At 61.1% G+C, this 19,551-nt stretch carries 17 protein-coding genes; 6 read left to right on the forward strand and 11 right to left on the reverse strand.

Annotation, left to right across the window (positions count from 1 at the left end; genetic code table 11):
• Nucleotides 1–3: 3 nt before the first annotated feature.
• The 3 genes from HU735_RS11445 to HU735_RS11455 form a co-directional block, all read right to left on the reverse strand.
• On the reverse strand, nucleotides 4–618 hold the full coding sequence (locus HU735_RS11445) for a YjfI family protein (protein ID WP_186713615.1): 615 nt from the start codon (nucleotides 616–618) through the stop codon (nucleotides 4–6).
• Nucleotides 619–746: 128 nt separating this feature from the next.
• Entirely contained in the window at nucleotides 747–2,642 is a 1,896-nt protein-coding gene (locus HU735_RS11450; protein ID WP_186713616.1) for an acyltransferase family protein, read from the reverse strand.
• 76 nt (nucleotides 2,643–2,718) lie between these two features.
• The gene (locus HU735_RS11455) at nucleotides 2,719–3,825 is read right to left on the reverse strand and encodes an acyltransferase (protein WP_186713617.1); all 1,107 of its coding nucleotides are present in this window, start codon (nucleotides 3,823–3,825) and stop codon (nucleotides 2,719–2,721) included.
• A 324-nt stretch (nucleotides 3,826–4,149) separates the two neighbouring features.
• Between HU735_RS11455 and HU735_RS11460 the strand changes: the two genes are divergently transcribed.
• Nucleotides 4,150–7,146, forward strand: coding sequence for an autotransporter outer membrane beta-barrel domain-containing protein (locus HU735_RS11460; protein ID WP_186713618.1), 2,997 nt, complete (start codon nucleotides 4,150–4,152; stop codon nucleotides 7,144–7,146).
• A gap of 52 nt (nucleotides 7,147–7,198) precedes the next feature.
• On the opposite strand, the gene HU735_RS11465 is transcribed toward HU735_RS11460, so the two are convergent.
• From HU735_RS11465 to HU735_RS11490, 6 genes are all read right to left on the reverse strand, one after another.
• Nucleotides 7,199–9,610, reverse strand: coding sequence for a TonB-dependent receptor (locus tag HU735_RS11465; protein ID WP_186713619.1), 2,412 nt, complete (start codon nucleotides 9,608–9,610; stop codon nucleotides 7,199–7,201).
• Between the two features lie 163 nt (nucleotides 9,611–9,773).
• Nucleotides 9,774–10,694 (reverse strand): FecR domain-containing protein, encoded by a 921-nt coding sequence (locus HU735_RS11470; RefSeq protein ID WP_186713620.1) that lies wholly within the window; start codon nucleotides 10,692–10,694, stop codon nucleotides 9,774–9,776.
• Entirely contained in the window at nucleotides 10,691–11,206 is a 516-nt protein-coding gene (locus HU735_RS11475) for a sigma-70 family RNA polymerase sigma factor (RefSeq protein WP_050704877.1), read from the reverse strand. The genes HU735_RS11470 and HU735_RS11475 overlap by 4 nt, the downstream gene beginning before the upstream one ends.
• A 176-nt stretch (nucleotides 11,207–11,382) precedes the next feature.
• The gene (locus tag HU735_RS11480) at nucleotides 11,383–12,423 is read right to left on the reverse strand and encodes an alpha/beta fold hydrolase (RefSeq protein ID WP_186713621.1); all 1,041 of its coding nucleotides are present in this window, start codon (nucleotides 12,421–12,423) and stop codon (nucleotides 11,383–11,385) included.
• An 86-nt stretch (nucleotides 12,424–12,509) separates the two neighbouring features.
• A complete protein-coding gene (locus HU735_RS11485; RefSeq protein ID WP_238349802.1) occupies nucleotides 12,510–13,154 on the reverse strand; it encodes a hypothetical protein in 645 nt (214 codons plus the stop codon).
• Nucleotides 13,155–13,184: 30 nt separating this feature from the next.
• Nucleotides 13,185–13,997 (reverse strand): aminoglycoside phosphotransferase family protein, encoded by an 813-nt coding sequence (locus HU735_RS11490; protein WP_186713622.1) that lies wholly within the window; start codon nucleotides 13,995–13,997, stop codon nucleotides 13,185–13,187.
• Nucleotides 13,998–14,068: 71 nt separating this feature from the next.
• Here HU735_RS11490 and HU735_RS11495 point away from each other — a divergent pair, with 71 nt between their 5' ends.
• Complete coding sequence (locus HU735_RS11495) at nucleotides 14,069–14,725, forward strand: hypothetical protein (RefSeq protein WP_238349803.1); 657 nt, start codon at nucleotides 14,069–14,071, stop codon at nucleotides 14,723–14,725.
• Nucleotides 14,726–14,759: 34 nt separating this feature from the next.
• Here the strand turns inward: HU735_RS11495 and HU735_RS11500 are convergent, their stop codons facing one another.
• Nucleotides 14,760–15,167, reverse strand: a complete 408-nt coding sequence (locus HU735_RS11500; protein ID WP_186713623.1) for a hypothetical protein — start codon at nucleotides 15,165–15,167, stop codon at nucleotides 14,760–14,762.
• Between the two features lie 436 nt (nucleotides 15,168–15,603).
• Here HU735_RS11500 and HU735_RS11505 point away from each other — a divergent pair, with 436 nt between their 5' ends.
• Both HU735_RS11505 and HU735_RS11510 read left to right on the forward strand, forming a co-directional pair.
• On the forward strand, nucleotides 15,604–15,849 hold the full coding sequence (locus tag HU735_RS11505; protein WP_186713624.1) for a hypothetical protein: 246 nt from the start codon (nucleotides 15,604–15,606) through the stop codon (nucleotides 15,847–15,849).
• Nucleotides 15,850–15,959: 110 nt separating this feature from the next.
• Nucleotides 15,960–16,229 (forward strand): DUF3077 domain-containing protein, encoded by a 270-nt coding sequence (locus HU735_RS11510; protein WP_186713625.1) that lies wholly within the window; start codon nucleotides 15,960–15,962, stop codon nucleotides 16,227–16,229.
• Between the two features lie 173 nt (nucleotides 16,230–16,402).
• Here HU735_RS11510 and HU735_RS11515 read toward each other — a convergent pair whose 3' ends face one another.
• Nucleotides 16,403–17,134, reverse strand: coding sequence for a hypothetical protein (locus tag HU735_RS11515; protein WP_186713626.1), 732 nt, complete (start codon nucleotides 17,132–17,134; stop codon nucleotides 16,403–16,405).
• A gap of 617 nt (nucleotides 17,135–17,751) precedes the next feature.
• Between HU735_RS11515 and HU735_RS27260 the strand changes: the two genes are divergently transcribed.
• Nucleotides 17,752–18,201: a hypothetical protein gene (locus tag HU735_RS27260; protein ID WP_273018703.1), complete on the forward strand. Its 450-nt coding sequence runs from the start codon at nucleotides 17,752–17,754 to the stop codon at nucleotides 18,199–18,201.
• A gap of 343 nt (nucleotides 18,202–18,544) precedes the next feature.
• Nucleotides 18,545–18,784: a DUF3077 domain-containing protein gene (locus tag HU735_RS11525; protein ID WP_186713719.1), complete on the forward strand. Its 240-nt coding sequence runs from the start codon at nucleotides 18,545–18,547 to the stop codon at nucleotides 18,782–18,784.
• The last annotated feature ends 767 nt before the right edge of the window (nucleotides 18,785–19,551 follow it).

Raw genomic sequence — 19,551 nt, forward strand, 5'->3', positions numbered from 1 at the left:
GAATCAGTGGGTGAAGTAGTCTTCGAAATCTTCGGCGGCGGTGATGACATTGTCGGCCAGGGTGTGGATCTCCTGGACGATGTTGTCCAGCGAGGAGGCCGCGCTCAGGGCGCCGAACATGGTGTACACCGACTCGCCCGAGGGCAGCGTGTGCAGGCCGATGGACGACAGCGGGAACACGTCGCGGGTGCGCAGCACCGCATCGTTGAAGGCCGCCGCGTCCTTCACCTGGCTGGCTTCGACCAGCAGCGTGTCGACCAGGATCTGCTCGCCGGCCACGGCGATGTACAGCGGCAGGCCGTCCAGCTCGTGCATCACCAGTTTCAGGCTGGGTTCGGCGCCCTGTTGCAGGGACAGGCCGATCGCGCCGCCGCGTACATCCTCGAGACCCTGGAGGGCGCTGTGCAGCGATTCGATCGTCCAATGGTTGTGCTCGGTCATGAAATCCTCCGTTCTGACCTGTTTGCCCGCGAGGGGCTGACGTAAAGCCTTCTCGATACCGCGCAAGGCGGCGGCATGCTCTGGCAGGATCCACAGCTCACGCTTGACCAGGCCCGCGGCCTTGAGCCGGGCGCGCATGTCGCGCATGTAGTCGGTGGAGCTTTTCTTGCCTGCCATCGAGGGGTGTCCTTGTCTCACATGTGAGGTACGTTACGCCTGGATTGTGACGTTCGCAAGTCTCACATGTGATGCAATCCCCGGGCTTGCGAAAGCATCGTCTGGCCGGTCAGCCTGGCGGTCACGACTCAGCCCTGTGCAACCCGCAGCAGCTGCTTCAACCTGGGCAGGATGAGGGTCCGCCCCAGATAGAGGGAGGCGGAGGGTGTGAGGTGCCCATAGTCCACAACCAGCAGTGACTTGCCATCATCGACCTTGGCCAGGCATGCGCCGCCCTCGCAGACTCCGCCAATGATCGAGATGTAGGTAATGAGCGCAGGATCGAGCTTCTGCTTGAGTGCCGCGTCAGACGCGAGCATCCGCGGATCCAGCCCCTGATCCACGATGCGAGCGTCCGTCGAATGCCAGTGCCGCTTGACCATCACGATCGGCAACGACGGCCGCCACTGAGGCACAGGCCCTACAAGCACGACATCCCTGACACCCAGTGACCTGAGATGGACGGCGATCTCGTTCCAGTCGGTGAGCTCATGAAACTGCTGTTGGGCCATGACCACGATCTCGGGCCTGAGCCTGGCAATTTCCTCGAGCGCAAAGCCATTGGAGGCATTGCACGTCGGCTGAAATTCGGCCGAGGCCTTGTCCTTGCCCAACGTTGCCCCGCAGGCCGACGAGGTCACCTGATAGAACGGTACACCGGCCGGCAGGTTGCTGCGGATCCCGTACGACAGCGCCTCGGCATGGGAGTCCCCCCACAGGAAGACGCCGCCCTCGCCCTTTTTCTCGGTGCAGGACGCATCAATCCTGGTCCCCCCGGTCGCCACCGACACTTCGTAGGCATTGCACTTCAGCCAATAGGGCTCGGCCAGTTGCTTGTGCAGCACGGCGTATTCGTCGATGAACTGCGACTTCTCATTGATGTCCTCACCGCGGATGCTCGAATTCAGGCCATCGACCTTGTAGATGAACACGCTCATCGCCACCACGCCGATGACAGCCGCGCACCAGGCAAGCGCTCCGCCCGCGCCCGCATGCGTGCGTCGCGTTCGCTCGATCATTGAGTAGGACACATAACCCAGCAGCAAAGAAACGATCATGCCGATGACCCGGCTGGATACATCGTGCAACAGCCCCGAGTAACTCATGTAGACCATGACCGGCCAATGCCAGATGTAGATCGAGTAGGAATACAGGCCGACCTGCTGGAACACGCGGTTGCCGGTCAGCAATGAGTCCTGCCGGTTGGCCACGATCACCATGAGCGTGCCAAGCACCGGCATGAGCGCATAGTAGCCCGGCCAGCGCACCGCCTTGGAGATCAGCACATAGCTCGCCAGGATCAACGCCAACCCCATCCACTCGACCAGACGGCCTCGGGCCCGCTCCAGCTTGAGCGGGAACAGGAACGCCAGGCCCCCGGCGCACAGCTCCCAGGCCCGCGACGCCAGCAGGTAGAACGCCTTCTCGGGATGCTTGCCGGTAAGAATGACCGAGTAGGTGAAACCGATCAGGACTGCCGCCAATACACAGCCGCGTATGGCGTTGATGCCGAACAGCCTGGCCAGCACCATCAGGACGATGGGATAGACCATGTAGAACTGCCATTCCACCGACAACGACCAGGTGTGGAGCAGCCAGCGTTCGTTGGTACTGGCGGTGAAGTAGCCCGCTTCACGCAAGTACAGGTTGTTGGAATAGAAAGCGAGGCTACTGTAAACGTGACGCGCCATTTCCTTGTATTCGGTGGGCAGCAGGGCAAACCAGCCAAATGCCATCAACACCCCGCACATGACGGCGAGCACAGGCACGATCCGCTTGGCACGCGCCTTGTAGAACCCCAGCAGGCTGAATGTGCTGCCCGCCAGCCCTCGACAGACGATGGCGGTCATCAGGTACCCGGAGATGACAAAGAACACATCAACGCCGGCAAAGCCTCCCGGCAGCCATAGCGCGTCAAAGTGATAGACGACAACCGCCAGGACCGCCAACGCCCTCAGGCCGTTTATATCCTTTCTGAATTCCATTCTTTGCAACCCGGTCACCACACCCTGAATAATTGGTTATGCCGCCAATGACAGCACCGTACAGATAAACTGACGATCAACTCAGGCTTTGCGCCATGGAAGTCTTGCCAGTTTCATTACGCGCCGAGAGTTTCCCGACAAGAACGCGACTGAGCCACGCGCTGGCCCGTTTCTCGATGAACTCATGCGTCACAGCTGAAAGCGCCAGAACCAACGTAATCATGAAAATCACATAACCGATATTATTGATATATCCGGCAAACTGAGTATTCGAAATGATGCGAGTCAAGGACAAGCCCACCGTCGTGTGCAAGATGTAGATGGAGAACGAAATATTCCCCAGCCACATCAGCAATGGACCAGGCCTCCAGCCAGATCCGGTTTTCTCTGCAATGGCAAACCCCAAGACAAGGGCAATGGCACTTGCACCCATGCCATAGATACCGGGTTTGTTATAGAAACTGCCGAGGTACTGCCAGGCAGCAAAGGCGATCAACACGCCTGCCAGCGGCAGACCAAGCCCCTTGGCTACTCGGATGTCGGACATGAAGAACGCTGCGATGAGCATGCCCGCGAAGAACTCCGGGATGCACGGGTGAATGGCCTGAAGCAGAAGAGGAACCATGAACCCGAGGCTTTCAGGCAGGAAGGCGAATGCGGTGCCAGTTGACTGGACCAAGAGCGTCGCCACGATCCACACACCCGCCACCAGCCAGCGCAAACGGTCGAAGAAGAGGCAGGCCGCGAAGACGAGGTAGAAGTAGATTTCTATATTCAGCGTCCAGCCAACGTCGAGCGTCGGCGCGGGAGTGACAGGGTAAAAGACAAGACTTAACGCTGTTTTGATATATTCTTCCTTGGTCATCCAACCCAAGGCGAGCAAAAACACCACATAGAGTGCCGTGCCAAATGCATACAACGGCCAGATCCTGGCAAAGCGCTTGGCCAGGAACAGCAACGCTTGCCTTGCTCCTCCGCCCTTACCTCCGGTGGCATACACCATGATAAAACCACTGATGACAAAAAATACATCAACGCCAGCAAAACCATTTGTAAAGAACAGGTTAAGCACTGAAGTTTCAAGTTCTCCCTTTACCGTCGACTTGAAGTGCCATATCAACACCAACATTGCCGCAATGGCTCTGAGCGCTTGAATAAAATGGATCTGGGGCTTGTCGGTCATAGCGGATGCCGGCGGAAAAAATGGAGCCGCATTTAAGCATCATCGGCAGGCTATTTCCATCTTCCCACCACTGCTGGAAACAAGCACTTACTCGTCGACCGCTCAGGTGCGACGCCGACGCTCCTGCCGGCCCACCGACCAGGCTGCAGATCTCACCAGAAACTCAGAAAGCTCCTACATCGCCACGGCATGAAATGTTCAGGTTGATAGCCGACGCCAGCCTTACGAGATCATTTCTGATTTCATAAGCCTTGACCTTGTAATAGCAAATGGCTAGCTAGAGAATCGGATCCGAATCCAGCAAACACGGACCGTTTACCCCACATGCTTCGTTCTCGCAAAAACCGCCTGGCCTTGCCTATCACCCTGGTCGTTACCGGTGCTGCCTCGCTGCAAGCCCAAGGTGCGGACTTTTTCATCAGCCATGCCACAACCGTTCCACAACAATTGCGTGGCACCGACAGGCTGACCATCGAGTCGTCCGGCAGCATCACGACCGCAGGACCTGCCTTGACACTCAACGACCCCGTCTACGTTTCTTCGGTCTGGGTGGATAACGCAGGCACCATCCTTTCCACCGGCTCCCGGGCTATCGACACCCTCGACCTGCCTGACACCGGGGGGTACTACCATATCAACAACCACGCTGGTGGACTGATCCAGGGTAACGGCGATGCCATCCGCATCAACAACACCACCTCCTACGGCTCCCTGGATATCGTCAACAGCGGCACTATCACCTCCACTCTGGGCCAGGGCATCAATCTCGATGCCATGGTGGGCAGCCCCTACTACACCACCCATGTCACCAACGCACGCGGCGGTGTGATTCATGCCGATGCCGCCGACGCCATGACTACCGGCTCGAACGCCAGGATCGACAACTTCGGCGAGATCTCCAGCGATGGCTTCGACGGCGTCAACCTGCGCGCTGCTACCGGTACCTATGTCACCAACCATGGGCAGATCTCCGGCGGTCGGCATGGCGTCAACGCCGATGCGCAGGGAACTTTCAACACCTTCGGCACGGTCATAGGCCGCAACGATGCCGGGTTCAACGCGTCCGGCAACGGCAACGTCTTCAACCAGGGTGGCCTGATCGTCGGTGGCGCCAACGGCGCGCAGGCCCACGGTGACGGGGATGGCGTGCGTATCGCCGGCATCGGCGAGGTCTCCAACAGCGGCACGATTCGCGGCGAAGGTGCCGCTGGCCTCGATCGCAACGGCATCGCGAACACCAGCGAGGGTGTCGTACTGGGTGGCGGCCGGCTGGTCAACGGCCCGGACGCCCTGATCACCGGCGCTGACAACGGCGTGACGATCGGCAGCGCACGCAACATTGATGGCGCGGCGCTGGACGGCACCTGGGTGAGCAACGTCGGCACCATCCAGGGGCTGAACGGCCATGGCGTCAAGTTCGTCGGCGGGTTCGACGATACGCTTGTCAACGATGGCCTTATCAGTGGCAGCAATGGCCTGGCGCTGGACCTTGGCGGCGGCAACGACCTCCTCCAGGTCTCCACGCGGGGCCGCTTCGAAGGCCTCGTCGACGGGGGCAGCGGCCATGACACCGTGGCGCTGGGCGGCAAATACGAATGGTCAGGCCGCGGCAGCTTCGGCAACAGCCGCAATTTCGAGTCCCTGCAGGTCCTGGGCGGAACCTGGACCGTCACCAGCCAGGGCGACTTCAGCGACACCAGCCGGGTGTTCGACTACGCGCACCTGGTCAACCAGGGCGCCCTCAACGGCACCGTGGATGTCGATCAATTGGGCACCTATGCCGGCGGCGGCTCGGTCGGCCATCTCAATGTCAACGGCACGCTGTACAGCAAGCCCGAAGGCGCCACCCGGGTCATCGGCAACCTGACCCTGGGCAACCAGGCAATCGTCGATATCGGCGTCAACCCCGACGGCAGCAGCGGCACGCTGCGGGTGGGCGGCACCGCCTACCTCAATGACGCCAGCCTGCGTATCACCCCCAATTTCGGTGATACGCCATGGCCATGGCACAGCCACTACACCTTGCTCGAAGCTGGCCAGGTCGTCGGCCGTTTCGCTCAGGTTCAGGACACTTACTATGCGTTCCTGACTCCGGAGCTAAGCTACACCGACACCCGCGTGAACATGACCTTGACGCGCAACGACGTGGAGATGACCGAGTACGCCACCACGCCCAACAGCCAGCGGCTGGCCGAGAGCATCCGACCGAACTACAACTGGTGGGAGAGCGATCCCAACACCCCGGTTTACGGCGCCCTGCTCTACGCCAGCCCCGCCACGGCCAGTTCGGCCCTGGAACAACTGGCCGGCAGCGGCAACGCCAACCTCGGTGCCGCGATTCTCGGCAGCAGCGCCCAGGTCGGCACGAGCATGCTCGCGGCCATGTACCAGATGGGCAGTGGCGCCGGCCTGGCCCTGGCGCTCGACCCGGTGCAGACCCCGAGCGTCGCCGCCACCGGCGTGCCCAGCGAGCTGCGCAACCTCAACGACCCGCACGCCCGTGGCCGGGTGTGGCTGCAGGGCATCGGCGGCTACGGCAAACTGGATGGCGCCCACGGCAGCGCCGGCCTGGAGCAACGCACCCAGGGCACCCTGCTCGGCGTCGACTGGGCGCTGGACGATACCTGGCGCCTCGGCGTGCTGGGCGGCTATTCGAAAACCCGTCTGGACAGCGGTGCCGACGAGGGCACCCTGGACAGCTGGCACGCCGGCCTCTATGCCTTGCGCCAAAGCGGCCCGCTGGCCCTGCGCCTGGGCGCCGCCTATAGCCGACACGACGGCGACAGCAAGCGGCGCATCGAATTCGAGCGCTTCAGCGAGCGCCCCAAGGGCGACTACGACGCCGACAGCCAGCAGGCCTTCGTCGAGCTGGGTTACAACCTCGGCAGCGGCCGCCTGAATGTCGAGCCCTTCGCCAACCTCGGCTACCAGCGCTATCACCGCGACAGCTATCGGGAGAAAGGCGGCATCGCCGCGCTGGACGTCGACGGGCAGAGCCAGGACAACTTCAGCAGCACCTTCGGCGTACGCCTGGCGCACTTGAGCCAACTGGACAACGGCATCAGCCTGACGCCACGGGCCAGCCTCGGCTGGCGGCATGTGTATGGCGGCGTGGACAGTGAGGTGCGCCAGGCCTTCGTTTCCGGCGGCAGCGCCTTCAGCGTCGAAGGCACCGCACTGGATCGTGACAGCCTGATGCTCGAGGCCGGGTTGGGGATTGGCCTGTCGGCACGGCACAGCCTGAACCTGGGGTACAGCGGCGAACTGGGCAGCGATAGCCGCAACCAGGCGCTGACGGCGCAGTGGCAGATGATGTTCTGACGGTAGCGGTCGATGGCCCCACACAGGGGCTATCGGCCACGCCTCATCTGTATCAGAACGCGTAGACCAACGTCGCCGTGGCGCTACGCGGGGTGCCATACCAGCCACGCGCGCCGATCGCCGAGTAGTACTTCTCGTCCAGCACGTTGTTGAGGTTCAGCGAGACTCTGGTCTGCGGCGTGAACGCGTACTGCGCCATCAGGTCGACCACGCTGTAGGCGTCCTGGGTGAACGTCTCGCCATGGGGCCCCGCTTTCTTCTTGTACTCCATGCCCTGCCAGCGCACGCCGCCGCCGACTTTCAGCTGCGGCAGGGACTGCAGTTGATAGCTGGTGAAAAGCTTGAAGGTGTCGCGGGGTACTTCGGTGAGCAGGCGCTTGCCTTCGGCGTCCTCGGCCTGGGCATAGGTGTAGCTGGCGGAAACTTGCCAGTCGGGCAGGATCTGCCCGGCCGCCTCCATCTCGAAACCACGGGTCTTGGTGCCGGACTCGGCGCGGTAGGCCTGGTTGCCGTCCGGTGCCAGCTTGTCGCCGTCGGCCACGGCCAGGTTGTCCTGCTGCACTTCGAAGACACTGAAGGCGGTGGTCAGGCGCTTGTCCCAGAACTCGCTCTTGATGCCCAGTTCGTAGTTCACGCCCTCCAGCGGTTCGATATAGCCACCACTGGCATCCTGCCTGCTCTGCGGCTTGAAGATGGCGGTATAGCTGGCGTAGGCCGACCAGTTCTCGGCGAAGTCGTAGATCAGCCCCACATAGGGCGTGACCACCCCGGTCTCGCTGCGCGAGGTACGCTTGGTGGCGCCGGTGGCCAGGGTGGTATGGCTTTCGTCGCGTTTCCAGTCGATCAGCCGCGCACCGGTAATCAGCGCCAGCTCATCGGTCAGGCTCCAGCGTACCGAGGCCACCAGGCCGTCCTGGGTTTCATCCAGCGCATCCTCCGTGGACTTGGTGTGGATGGCCGCCGGGATCGCCAGCGAACCGTCCCAGGTGTGGATATTGTCGATGGTCTGGAACGACCACAGCGGGTAACCGTTGTTACGGTAGTAGGCGCGGTAGTGGCTGGCCCCCAGGTACCCCTGGTGCTCACGTGAAAACAGCTCGAACGGACCGGACGCCGACAGGTCGAACGACGTCTGCCGCGGGTCCCCTGCCCAGCGCCCCGTCCAGGTGCTGATGCCGCTACCGTCGGGCTTGACGGTACCGCTGGCGGCGGTGGCAAAGGCATCATCATAGCTGCGCCGACTGTGCTCGGCGTTCAGCTTCAGTTGCCAACCGTTGTCCAGCTGGTGCTCCAGGGTGGTGAACAGGGTTTTCGCGCTGCGCTTGTGGTAGCTCCAGTCCGACGCCGAGTTGAACGAGCGTGACGGGTTGAAGTGGCTGCCATCGGCGTTGTACATCGGAAAACCGTGGTTGCCCGCGCCGTCGTTGTCCATCTCCTGGTATTCCGCGCCCACGGTCAGCAGGGTGCTGTCGGTGACGTCCCATTCCAGCACGCCGTAGGCGACCTGCCGGTCCAGCGACTGGCGGTCGACATTGCTCTTGCTGTCGGTGGTCGAGGCCACGAAACGCCCACGCACATGGCCGCTTTCCGACAACTTGCCGGACACGTCCAGCTCGGTGCGGTAGTTGTCCCAGGAGCCGGCCTTGAGGGTCAGTTTGCGTTGGGTCTCGACGGTCGGTTTCTTGCGAATCAGGTTGACCGTGGCACCGGGATCGCCGGTGCCCGACATCAAGCCGGTGGCACCACGCACCACTTCCACCCGGTCGTACGACACCATGTCGGCGAGATCATCGCGGAACCCGTAGCTATCCGGGCGGTTGACGCCATCGACCTGGATGCTGCCGACCTGGAAACCCCGCACGTAGATATGGTTGGCGTCGCTACCGGCCGGCCCCATGCTGTCGACAACCACGCCCGGCGTCTGCTCGAGCACCTGGGTCACGTCCGTGAGGTTCTGGTCCTCGATCTGCTGGCGGGTCACCACGCTGACGGACTGCGGCGTCTCTCGTGCCGACAGGCGCAGGCCGGTCGCGGTGCTGGCGGAACCCGTGGTGTAGCTGCCGGTACCTTCGGTGGTGCTGCCCAGGCCCAGGGCATCGACACTGGTCGCGCCCAGCTCGACGGCGCCGTCGTTCTGCACCTTGCTCAGCACATAGCGTTTTTCGCCCACCTGCTGCACCCGCAACCCGGAGCCCTGCAGCAATGTGGCAAAACCGTGCTCCAGCTCGAAGCTGCCCTGCAGCCCCGATGAATGCAGCCCGGTGGTTTCGTCGTTGCTGAAGCTGATGGTCACGCCGCTGGCGGCGGCGAACTGGCTGATCGCAGCGGCCAGGCTGCCGGCCGGGATATCGTAGCGCTGCGGGGCGGCCCAGGCGGTCGAGGTCGCCAATGCGCCAGCGCACAGGCTCAATGCGAGGGTCGCCTGGCGGATGCTGCAGGCTAGCGAGGTACGGCGTGCGGACATGAAAAGGGGTTCCTGTACTGGTTGGCATGGACACGCTTGAAGCGCGCGCCCTGAAGAGCCGAAGCAGCACGAAAAATCTGCTACCCCAAATGCGAAAAATTCTCGAATGTTGAGAGAGGATGAGCAATCAGCCACGAAAAATTTTCAGAAGGGTGTGCTCTACCTACCCCATCCCAAGTGGCTCCAGGCGTACCCAATAGCGCGTCACCCGCCTTGCCCGAACCGGCAACGCGTCTTCCAGGCTGGCCAACGCAACATCGGTATCATCAAGATTGAACGCCCCCGACAGGCGCAATCCGGCAACCTCCTGCGCGCACCCCAGATACCCAGGCCGATAGCGCCCCAGCTCACGAACCACATCGCCCAGGCGCCAATCAACGCTGACCAGCATGCCCTGTGCCCAGGCCTGGGCGCCGGGCGCCAGGGGACGCAACGGCCCGATGCTATCGGCAGCGAAGCTCAGCCCATACCCGGCATCGATACGCACCACTTGCGACGTTTGCCCTGGCCGCACTTCCACGGCATGGGCAGCCACCGCCACGTGGCTCGTACCCGCGTCCTGACGCACGCTGAAGCGGGTGCCGAGGGCAAGGATCACGCCCTCAGCGGTGCGCACACTGAGCGGACGCGGGTCCTTGGCGGTCTCCACCAGGATCTCGCCCTGGCGCAGGTGGATCAGCCGCTGGCCAGCGTCGAAGCGGATATCGACGCGGCTGTTGGTATTGAGGTCCAGGCGCGTGCCATCGGCCAGGGTCACTCGGCGCCGCTCGCCGGTCCGGGTCGAGTAATCGGTGCTCCACGGCGAAATCCGATAGCCCTGCCAACCCACCACACCAGCACCGAGCAACAGCACCAGTGCCTTCACGGCATGGCGCCGATCCCGTCGGGCGATTTCCAGGGTCCGCGCGGCGCCGCTGGGGGCGTTGCCCAGGCGGCCTTGCAGCTCCTCCAGCCGCGCCCAGGCGGCGGCATGGCGAGGGTCGGCGGCGCGCCAGGCTTGCCAGGAGGCGCGGGTGGCGGCGTCGACGTTGCTGTCGTGCAAGCGCACGTACCAGTCCACGGCCTCGGCAAGAATGGCCTTCATGCACCCTCGACCAGCAGGCAATGCATCAGCCCGCGCGCCAGGTGCTTGCGCACGGTGCTCACCGAAACGCCGAGGCGTTCGGCGGCCTTTTCGTAGCTCAATCCGTCCAGTTGCACGGCAAGGAAGATCGCCCGGGTGCGTGGGCCAAGACCGTCGAGCATCCGGTCGATGGCCATCAGGGTATCGAGGATTGCGGCGTGGGTTTCGGCGGAAGGTGCGTAGTTCTCCGGCTGCAGCGCCAGGGCTTCAAGATAGGCGGTTTCCAGGCTGCGGCGGCGATAGAGGTCGATGACCAGGCCCCGGGCGATGGTGGCCAGGTAGTGACGGGGCTGATTGAGGGTGCCGGCGGTGCGCGCCAGCAGCACGCGGATGAAGGTGTCCTGGGCCAGGTCGGCGGCATCGGCGGAGCTGTTCAGGCGTTGGCGCAGCCAGCCGTGGAGCCAGGTGCTGTGCTCGCGGTAGAGCGTTTCCAGGCCGCAGTGGACAGTGCCGGCGGGAACAACGGTGGACATCACGCCCTCCCCCAAAAGATTACCAGGTGCGAATAAGAATTTGTCGCAAGTGTACTCAGTGAGGGCGGGATTGGGAATGGTGGCAGGTACGCTCACATTGCTGGAAAGCCTTTCATGAACGGATCGATTGCCTGCATCAGCTGCGCAACCATTGATCCGCCCATGATGGATCGTCGTCAGTTATGAAACGACTGCGCCAGAAACTCGGTGATCTGCAAGGCAATCTGCTGCTGGATCAGCGCCCGTGGCCGAGCGTTATCGCCATCCCGGCAAATGACGCCATCACCGGGTGCGTCCTCTTCGAGCAACGCCAATGCGCCGGGTTTGCACATGGACAAGAAGCTGAAGTGGCTGGCGTCCTCGATCTCGACATAACGACTCGTCGTCTGAGGCAAACGCTTGGCCAGGTCGGCGGACTCAAGCTGTGCCGGAAGGTCTTCGGAGGGCGCGCCCGCCGCGATCACCAACGTCGGCACCGGCAATGCCGCCAGACTGGCATTGGTCATGCCCCGTGACAGGCCCAGATCCAGGGTCACGATGGCCGTGACACGCTTGTCACGCAGATCGTCGTCCAATCGGGCTTTCGATGCCGGGCTGCGGTCAGGGTTGATCTGTTTGTATACGTTGCAACTGGCCAGCTGCGGATGGGCGATGCAGTCCTGGACAAAGCGCTCGGCGTCGAACCGGGCACCGGCGATTTCCAGGGCCGTCCAGCCGCCCAGCGAATGGCCTGCCACCGCGATCTTGCCCACCGCCACCGTTCCGAACTTTGCCGGCTGAGCCATCACCGCATCGATGGCCCGTTGCAGGTCGATGGGACGCTGCCACAACTGTGCCGCGGCTTCAGGGTCGCGATTGCGGGTGGTGGTGCCGGGATGGTTGACCGCCGCCACGATGTAACCCTGCCGAACCAGCGCGGTGGCCAGCCATGACTGGTTTCCCCAGTTGCCGCGGTAGCCGTGGGACAACACCAGCAAGGGGTGCGCGCCTTTGGCCGGAGGCGCATCGCGCACGGCGGGATCGCCGACAAACACCGGTGTATCACCGATCAATTGCGGTGTAGCGGTGGTTGTAGCCGGGTACCAGACCGCCAGTTCCAGCGGGCGGTCATTTTGCTTGTCCGCCAGGGTAGCGGTGCGAAAACCGATGGGTGTGTCGCCGGCAAACGCCGGTAGGCTGAAACAGATGGAGAGCAAGAAGCCGAGCAGTGTTTTCATTGTTTTTATCTTCCTTGATGGGATCAGCGCCAGCAGGGCGCGATCGGGTGCGTGGGGAACGTATCGCCCCCTCACGTTGCCTTCAATCAGAACAGCCCGCCCATGGTCAACGTCAAGCCGCCACCAGCCTGCACCCCGATGTTGAATCCGGCGGAAAAGATCACACCCTTTGCCGAGCGCAGAAGACGCGGCAAGGTGTCCTGTGGCAGAAGCGCACCGCCCGCCCCCACTGCGGCGGTGCTCATGATCAGCAATTTGGGGTCCAGACCGAACAGCACGCCCGACCCGCTGCCACCACCGACCAGGCCCAGCCCGCCTTCGAGGAACACGCATCCACCTTTGAAATCGTCGCGGACCAGGCCACGGCCAGCGACCGAGTCAGCCACCAGCACCGTGCCGATCGCCGGGAAATCTTCATTCGCGCCCACCGCGCCGACGCTCTTGCCACGTACCAGCAAGTTGATCTTGCCAACCCGCGGCAGGCGCGCGCCCACGCCCACCCCGATCCCGAGCGAGCCGTAGCGAAACTGTTGTTCGGCCTTGTCGGGATCGGTCAGGGTGAGCAGACCGCCGCTGGCGGCAGCGAACATCACCGTCAGACCACCACCGCTGGCCGTCTTGTATTTCCAGTCGCTGACACTCAGGGGTAATGTGACTTGCATGTGAACCTCCTTGTATTGGCAATACCATCCGGCGCTGGCGAATGCGTATGCCCGGACCGCCAGCAGCATAGCAACTCGTTTATTTTGTGAGGCACCGGTTCAGTCAGAAATCTGGACGCCGCAGTCGAAAGCCGAAGCTGCCAGCTTGGCCATCTCAAGCCTACTGTCCGGCCCGGCACCATCCTCGATCATCCAGGTCGCCGACAACCCTGCCCATGCCAGCACCCATTGCAAAAGCCTGCGCCGATCAATACCGGCAGCAGCCGAGATGATCGCTATCCGACGTGCAAAGGCCCCCGGTGCCAGCGCGCTTGCATCGTCGGGGTTGCAGAGGATATTGGCGTAATCGAAGCCTCGCTCGCCGTACAAACCCTTGGGGTCGATGGCGAGCCATCCGGCCGCCCCGAAATCCAGCACATTGCCGTGATGGATATCGCCGTGCAGCACTACCACATCCTGCGGTTCGGCCAAAAGCGCCCTCGCCGCCCTGGCACTGTGTTCCAACACCCCGCCGTGAGTCGCCGCCGCACTCCACAACGCTTCGAACCATTGCACCAGCGGAACCAGCGCAGGCATTGGCTCAGCGCGTGGGGCGTGTAGGCGGGCTACCACCGCGCAGAGGATGCGCGTGGCTTCATCATCCCGGCCATCGGCAACCATCTGCGCCAAGGATGCCGAGCCTTGCGCCCGCGTCATCAACAACGCCTCACCATCGTGAGCCAGCACCGAGGCCGCACCATCACCGCCCCACCAGGTCATGAGCTGGTTGCCGGCCTGCTCTTCAGGTGATTGCGCGATTTTCAGCATGGCGGGTGTATCGCCCTGGCGAACCGGGAGGAGATGGCCGTTCAACGAAACGAACGCGTCCCCATCGAGGGTCAGCCCCCATCGTTTCAGGTAGTGGTCAAACATGGTTTCATTACTCGCGATTCGCTTGTGAACGGGGCTCTATGAGCCGGTGAACATCCATCGATGCCGTTCATTTGGAAATCACTATCCTGACGCGACGATTACCCGAGTACCAGCAGATGCTATCCGCACACCAAGCCAGCGCCATCGTCCTCGACCTTCATAAAGACATCATCCGAGACGGCCGCCCGGAACGGTTCGTCATTCAGTCCTGTGAACTCACTGCGAAGGGTGACTACTGGGTAGTTCGTTGCAACAGCGAGGACTGCGTGGTGCATGGCAAGACCGAGTACTGCTACGTCGGCGTCAACGCCCACCTGGTCGATGTGAGAAGCGGCGCGCTCGAAACGGTCGCCAGCTGCTTCACTATCGAGGAATACCTGCAGGACAAGGACGACCTTCATGCCGCAGCGGGCAAAACCTATGTGCTGGCGCCTTCGTTTACTCGTGAAAGCAGAACGGCAGTGATCAATCTGCGACAGAAGCTCGCCTACTCCTATCCCGACACCCTGTTCCTTCTGAAGGGGGCAGGCCGGCTTTGGTTCAAGGGTATCCGCCGGCAACTTGAAGATACCCGACAACTGCTCGCCATCGAAGGTATCACGACGCAGATCGAGCTACATGCCGACCCACTGGACGCCATCCTGATCGGGCCGCAAATCTGGTACACCGAAGCGGTATTCAATGCGCTGCGCAGGAAGCCACTTCACCACGGCGAAGCTGCTGAATGACGTTTTGTTCGATGTAACCTGCCCTGCAACTGCCTCAACGGGAGAGGTCTGCCAGTAACGTCTTGACCGCCCCAGGCCCCATGGCACTCAAAACCTGCGTGGCGGCCTCGCGCATCGGTTGCCAACGGCCACGCTGAAAGATCGACCGATCATGGCAAGGCAGGTCGCCGTCGCCCATCGACGCATAGAGCGCCCATACGCGGTTCAATGGCGCCGCAATCGAATCAGGCAAGGCATTACCGACGACCTGAAGCGCGTCCTGTACATGACGCATCCTGGCGTTCCACACCTCGCAGGCCAGGCAACCCGGCAGCGCTTGCTCCTGCTGTGTTGCGGTCATGGCAACGAACTCCAACGCCGGAATCAAACGCGCTATCGCGTCGACAGACTCAAGTTCATCTGCGCCATACCACTGGCAAATCAGGTCGACAAAATCAGGCATCTCGCTGGCCTTTGAGGTTGAGGTGTATCAGCAGGAACACGGGTGTTCGGCATGGAACACTACCTTGCACGCGCTGTACACCCATTGCCCAAGCCCTTTGCCAGTCACTACTTATAAAGCGCTCAGAAAGACAGCGAGAATCAGATTAAGCCCCTTCCTTGTAGTCCATTTCCCAAACATACTTCTGCCGCCTTTTTTCCGTTGCGACTGCTCTGATCGGGCTCTAGTCTCGGGCGAGTCGCTGGTGTTCAGCGACCGGCTTTGACAGGCCGCAACGGTATTAAGCATACGGCTAGCCTTCGATGGTGGCTGTACGTGCGGGCACGCTTGCGTGCGCCGGAACTTTGCTTATTCCGCCGGTCTGTCAACCCACGTACAGCTGCCACCCTACTGTTTGACAGCAGGCAGGTGGCAGCCCTTCGAAAGGAATAAGTACATGCTCAAGATCGTCCCCGACCCACCCCACAATCACCACTCCCTCGAAGACACCCTCATCCAGGCCACCGAGTACGCCCTGTGTGCATTGACCGTGGCCCATCATGCCGTACAGCTAAAACCCAGATCGCCCGCCGCGATCCTGATGATGGCGTCGATGCATGAGATGGAAGCCCTACGCGTACTGCTGGAATCGGCATTGATCCAGGTACAGATGCCGAACGCGCAGCCGCGTCCGTTGCACTAGACCCCAAGGCCTGTGGCACCTGAGCTGACGCCATCGCATCCCACTGTGGGAGCGGGCTTGCCCCGCGATAGCGTCAGACCAGGCAGCGAAAACTTCAGGGAGATCCAATAATGACCACAGACACCACCACACCCCACACCACCGTGGGCAAGACCAAGTTCTACCAGGGCGACGGCCAGACCGACCCACTGTTCTGCATCGAACCCGGCATCCCCTGCCAGCATGCCCGCGACCAGGCCTCGGAACTGATGGGCTGCGTACGCGACCTGACCATCACCGGGATCATGGAGGAGAAACCGCAGATGCTCTGGGCGGCGTACTACCTGAGCGCGTTGGCCAAGGCGCTGATGGACGATGCGGAACTGGGCATGAGCCACTGAAGCGAGAGAAGACTTGGGCTTACCTTGCAACAGGTAAGCCCTCTGGACTAAAGCAGCGAACTGGCAACAGCAAATGGATGCAATCAAGCGTTAATGACACGCCAGGAAAGTTACCGCCCCAAAATAAAAGAGCCGCGCGGCGCGCGACTCTTTTATTTTACCTGACCGCCCCTTTAAAGTGATTGCAGAGAAATACTGGCGCTTGTAGAGTCTTGCTGACTATCAGCATCCATCCAGACCCACTGCGTGCCGTCGCCTTGCAAGTTATTGCTGATACTTTGAATCTGAGTCGCAACGATGGTGACGGCGCCTTGCTCCGAAGCCGTAGGCCCAATATTGGTGACTTGGCCAGCCAGCAGGCCATTGGAGGTTTCATTAACAACAAACACAGTAGCAGCCGCTTCCCGGAACTGGCACGAGATAAACTGAGTAATTTTGCTAACGATGGTCAGATTCATCCACTTTGACGGAGGCACTGCATAGTAGCGGTTATATTTATTGAACGGATACTGCTCACCATTCGCCTGCAGCTGGCTATTGTTCAGCCCGCTTGTATTGGTCGGCATGCTGGTACTGCCCAGCCACAGCTCGACCTGTGCGATGCCACTGTTGCTGGGCAGCGAAACCGAAATGGTCTGGGTGTCGGTACCCGAAACAAAGCCCATCGAGGCCAAGCCGGCATTGGCAGTGGTACCTGGAACAGTAATGCGTGCAGGGGCTTGACTATTGCTCCATACCACATTGACAGTGGCATTATTATCACTACCTGCAGAGTTATAGATGAAAATCCCGTAAATCTGGCCAGGGCGCAACGTCGTGCAGGTAGCCGTATCACCCGGAGTCAAAGTGATCCGTTGGCCACCGTTCCAGTTTATTTGTGAGGCTGCGATAGCGAAGCTTTCCATGGGATAGTCCTTTAGTAGATGTAGCATGATAGACGCGCGTACGTCCCTAACATCCGTTGCGCGACTACGAGCTTAGCCATCACATAAAAATATGCTATGGAGCGCTTAGAATCTTTGGGAATTAGTGAGTAGTAGCTAAAAGCCACTCATCCTTCAATTAAAACTTAAGTAACATTCATACTAAAGTAAGTACTGGAATAGCACTTTCTACAACAGGCTGAAATCCATTACGTTTCAGCGCCCATCGAAAACATTAGGCCTGCTGGCTTTCACGATAGAAATTTGTGCGATAGCAGTTGATCGCTTTATTCGAACTACCGTCCAGTCAATGCATACAACTGCCACCCTCCCGATTGCCAAAACGCTGGTGCCCGCATCATCGAAAAACCGTAATGCTGAAGATCCTCCCCGACCCACCCCACAGCCACTACTCCCTCTGTGAGAGCGAGCGGGCCGGGGTAGCGCTCGGTCTCCAGGCGCTACGCGATTTCAAAGATGAGCCTGAATAACAGGCGTTGCCATGGGGCGCACGCACTCCGTCGGACCATGAGAACTAAAAGTCCGGCCCTGGGTCTCATTCGCACCCCAAACCCTCGCCCCTCGGAGGCGTACAAACCATGAAACATAAACTGGTGGCCATCTTCGCTTGTACATTGGCGCTTGGCGCTACTGCGTTGTTGCCTGCGGATGTCTCACCCATTGGCTCAGCCTATGCCAAAGGCGGTGGCGGTGGCGGTGGCGGTGGCGGTGGCGGTGGCGGTGGCGGTCATGGTGGTGGGAACGGTGGCGGCCACGGCGGCGGCATGGGTGGACACGATGGTGGCCGTTCCGGCTTTGGTGGTGATCACACAGGCAAGGCCAGTCGCGATCACGGCGTCAGCGGCAACCGATACGGCAGCCTGCGAAATGATGACAATGGCCATGGTTCCGTTACCTCTGGCGTAGCCCACTCCAAGGATACCCGCGGCCTGTCCAAATCCACCGCTGTCTCGCAGACAACCCCTGGGGATCATAACCAGAAGGGCCTGAGCAACGCAGTCCGGTCTTCGTCCAAGAACGATCGGTAAGCTGAGAGTTCCCACGACTCCATGCCCAGCTTCGTGCTGGGCTTTTTGCATCAGCTTCAGAGCACTCCTGGCCTGGAGGCGCCCAAGCGCAAGGTCGCTCAGCGCAATGACCCGGCATACGAGCGGGAGAGGATTGACGAACTGGCTGAGTTCATTGAATTCCATCTCTTGGATGAGCTGGCTGACCAAAGGTGCGTAGAGGGTTTCTGTCTAAATGCCAGAGCCGGGCTTGAGAGGGAGGTCCCCAGGCTAGAGGCATTCAAGGAGTCGTGGTGTACTGCAGCAGCTCGGTAGGTCTGGTACAAGTACAACCACTAAGGCATGTGGCGCCTGAGCTGATGTCATCGCGGGCAAGACCAAGTTCTACCAGGGCGAAGGCCAGACCGACCCGTTGTTCTGCATCGAACCCGGGATCCCTTGCCAGCATGCGCGGGATCAGGCCTCGGAACTGATGGGCTGCGTGCGCGACCTGACCATCAGCGGGATCATGGAGGAGAAGCCGCAGATGCTCTGGGCGGCGTATTACCTGAGCGCATTGGCCAAGGCGCTGATGGATGATGCGGAATTGGGGATGAGCCACTGAAGGTCAGCCCTTTCAAGGTGTTGAGAATTGGTGTTCGGCTTGGAACTGCCGGGGTCGCTTTGCGACCCTTTCGCGACACAAGGCCGCTCCTACAGGGGGAGCGGCCACCGGTAGGAGCAAGCCTGCTCTCACGCCGACGATGCTTGCAACGCTGTTCTCCTTCAAACCGGCCAGCACCTGATTCGTCGATCATACCGGACGAATCCCGCCACGCTTGGTAAACTGGCAGCCATTCACTCTTTCCATCGCCAGCCAGCGCACCCCGCCGCCTGGCTTCGCTGAGTTCGTGCCCCAGACTTATGCATTCTCAAGCCGCCACACCCGCAACCCCGCGCCCCGAGCCATCCCGCCGCTTCTCCGTGGCCCCCATGATGGATTGGACAGGCGCTTCATATCCCCCCTTAAACACGCGGCCTCCAGCATCATATCTCAACATTCGTACCATTTTTGTACCATCCCTTAGCTTCCACGTTTAGCGGACCACCGCTTTTAGCAACCCCGAGAAACGTCTTCTTCACTCAAGCGCACCTTGGCACATCAACCTCCTCCGTAACGACCATTTCGCAGCGATGACGGATGGGGTCAACCACCTAGTGTACTGTCTCGGAAATACGTTCTCTATTAACGAGTGGCTTGGGTGTTGGGCCAGGGCGCCGCGATGAGTCATAGCAGGTCTATGGCTAGGAGTGGCATCGCCGGCTGGGTACCCAAGACGGCGCCAAAAGTGAACAGCTTATTTCCGAGACAGGACACCAGGAACAGCGGCT

This window comes from Pseudomonas sp. BW16M2 (genome assembly GCF_014268865.1).
Lineage (GTDB): Bacteria > Pseudomonadota > Gammaproteobacteria > Pseudomonadales > Pseudomonadaceae > Aquipseudomonas > Aquipseudomonas peradeniyensis.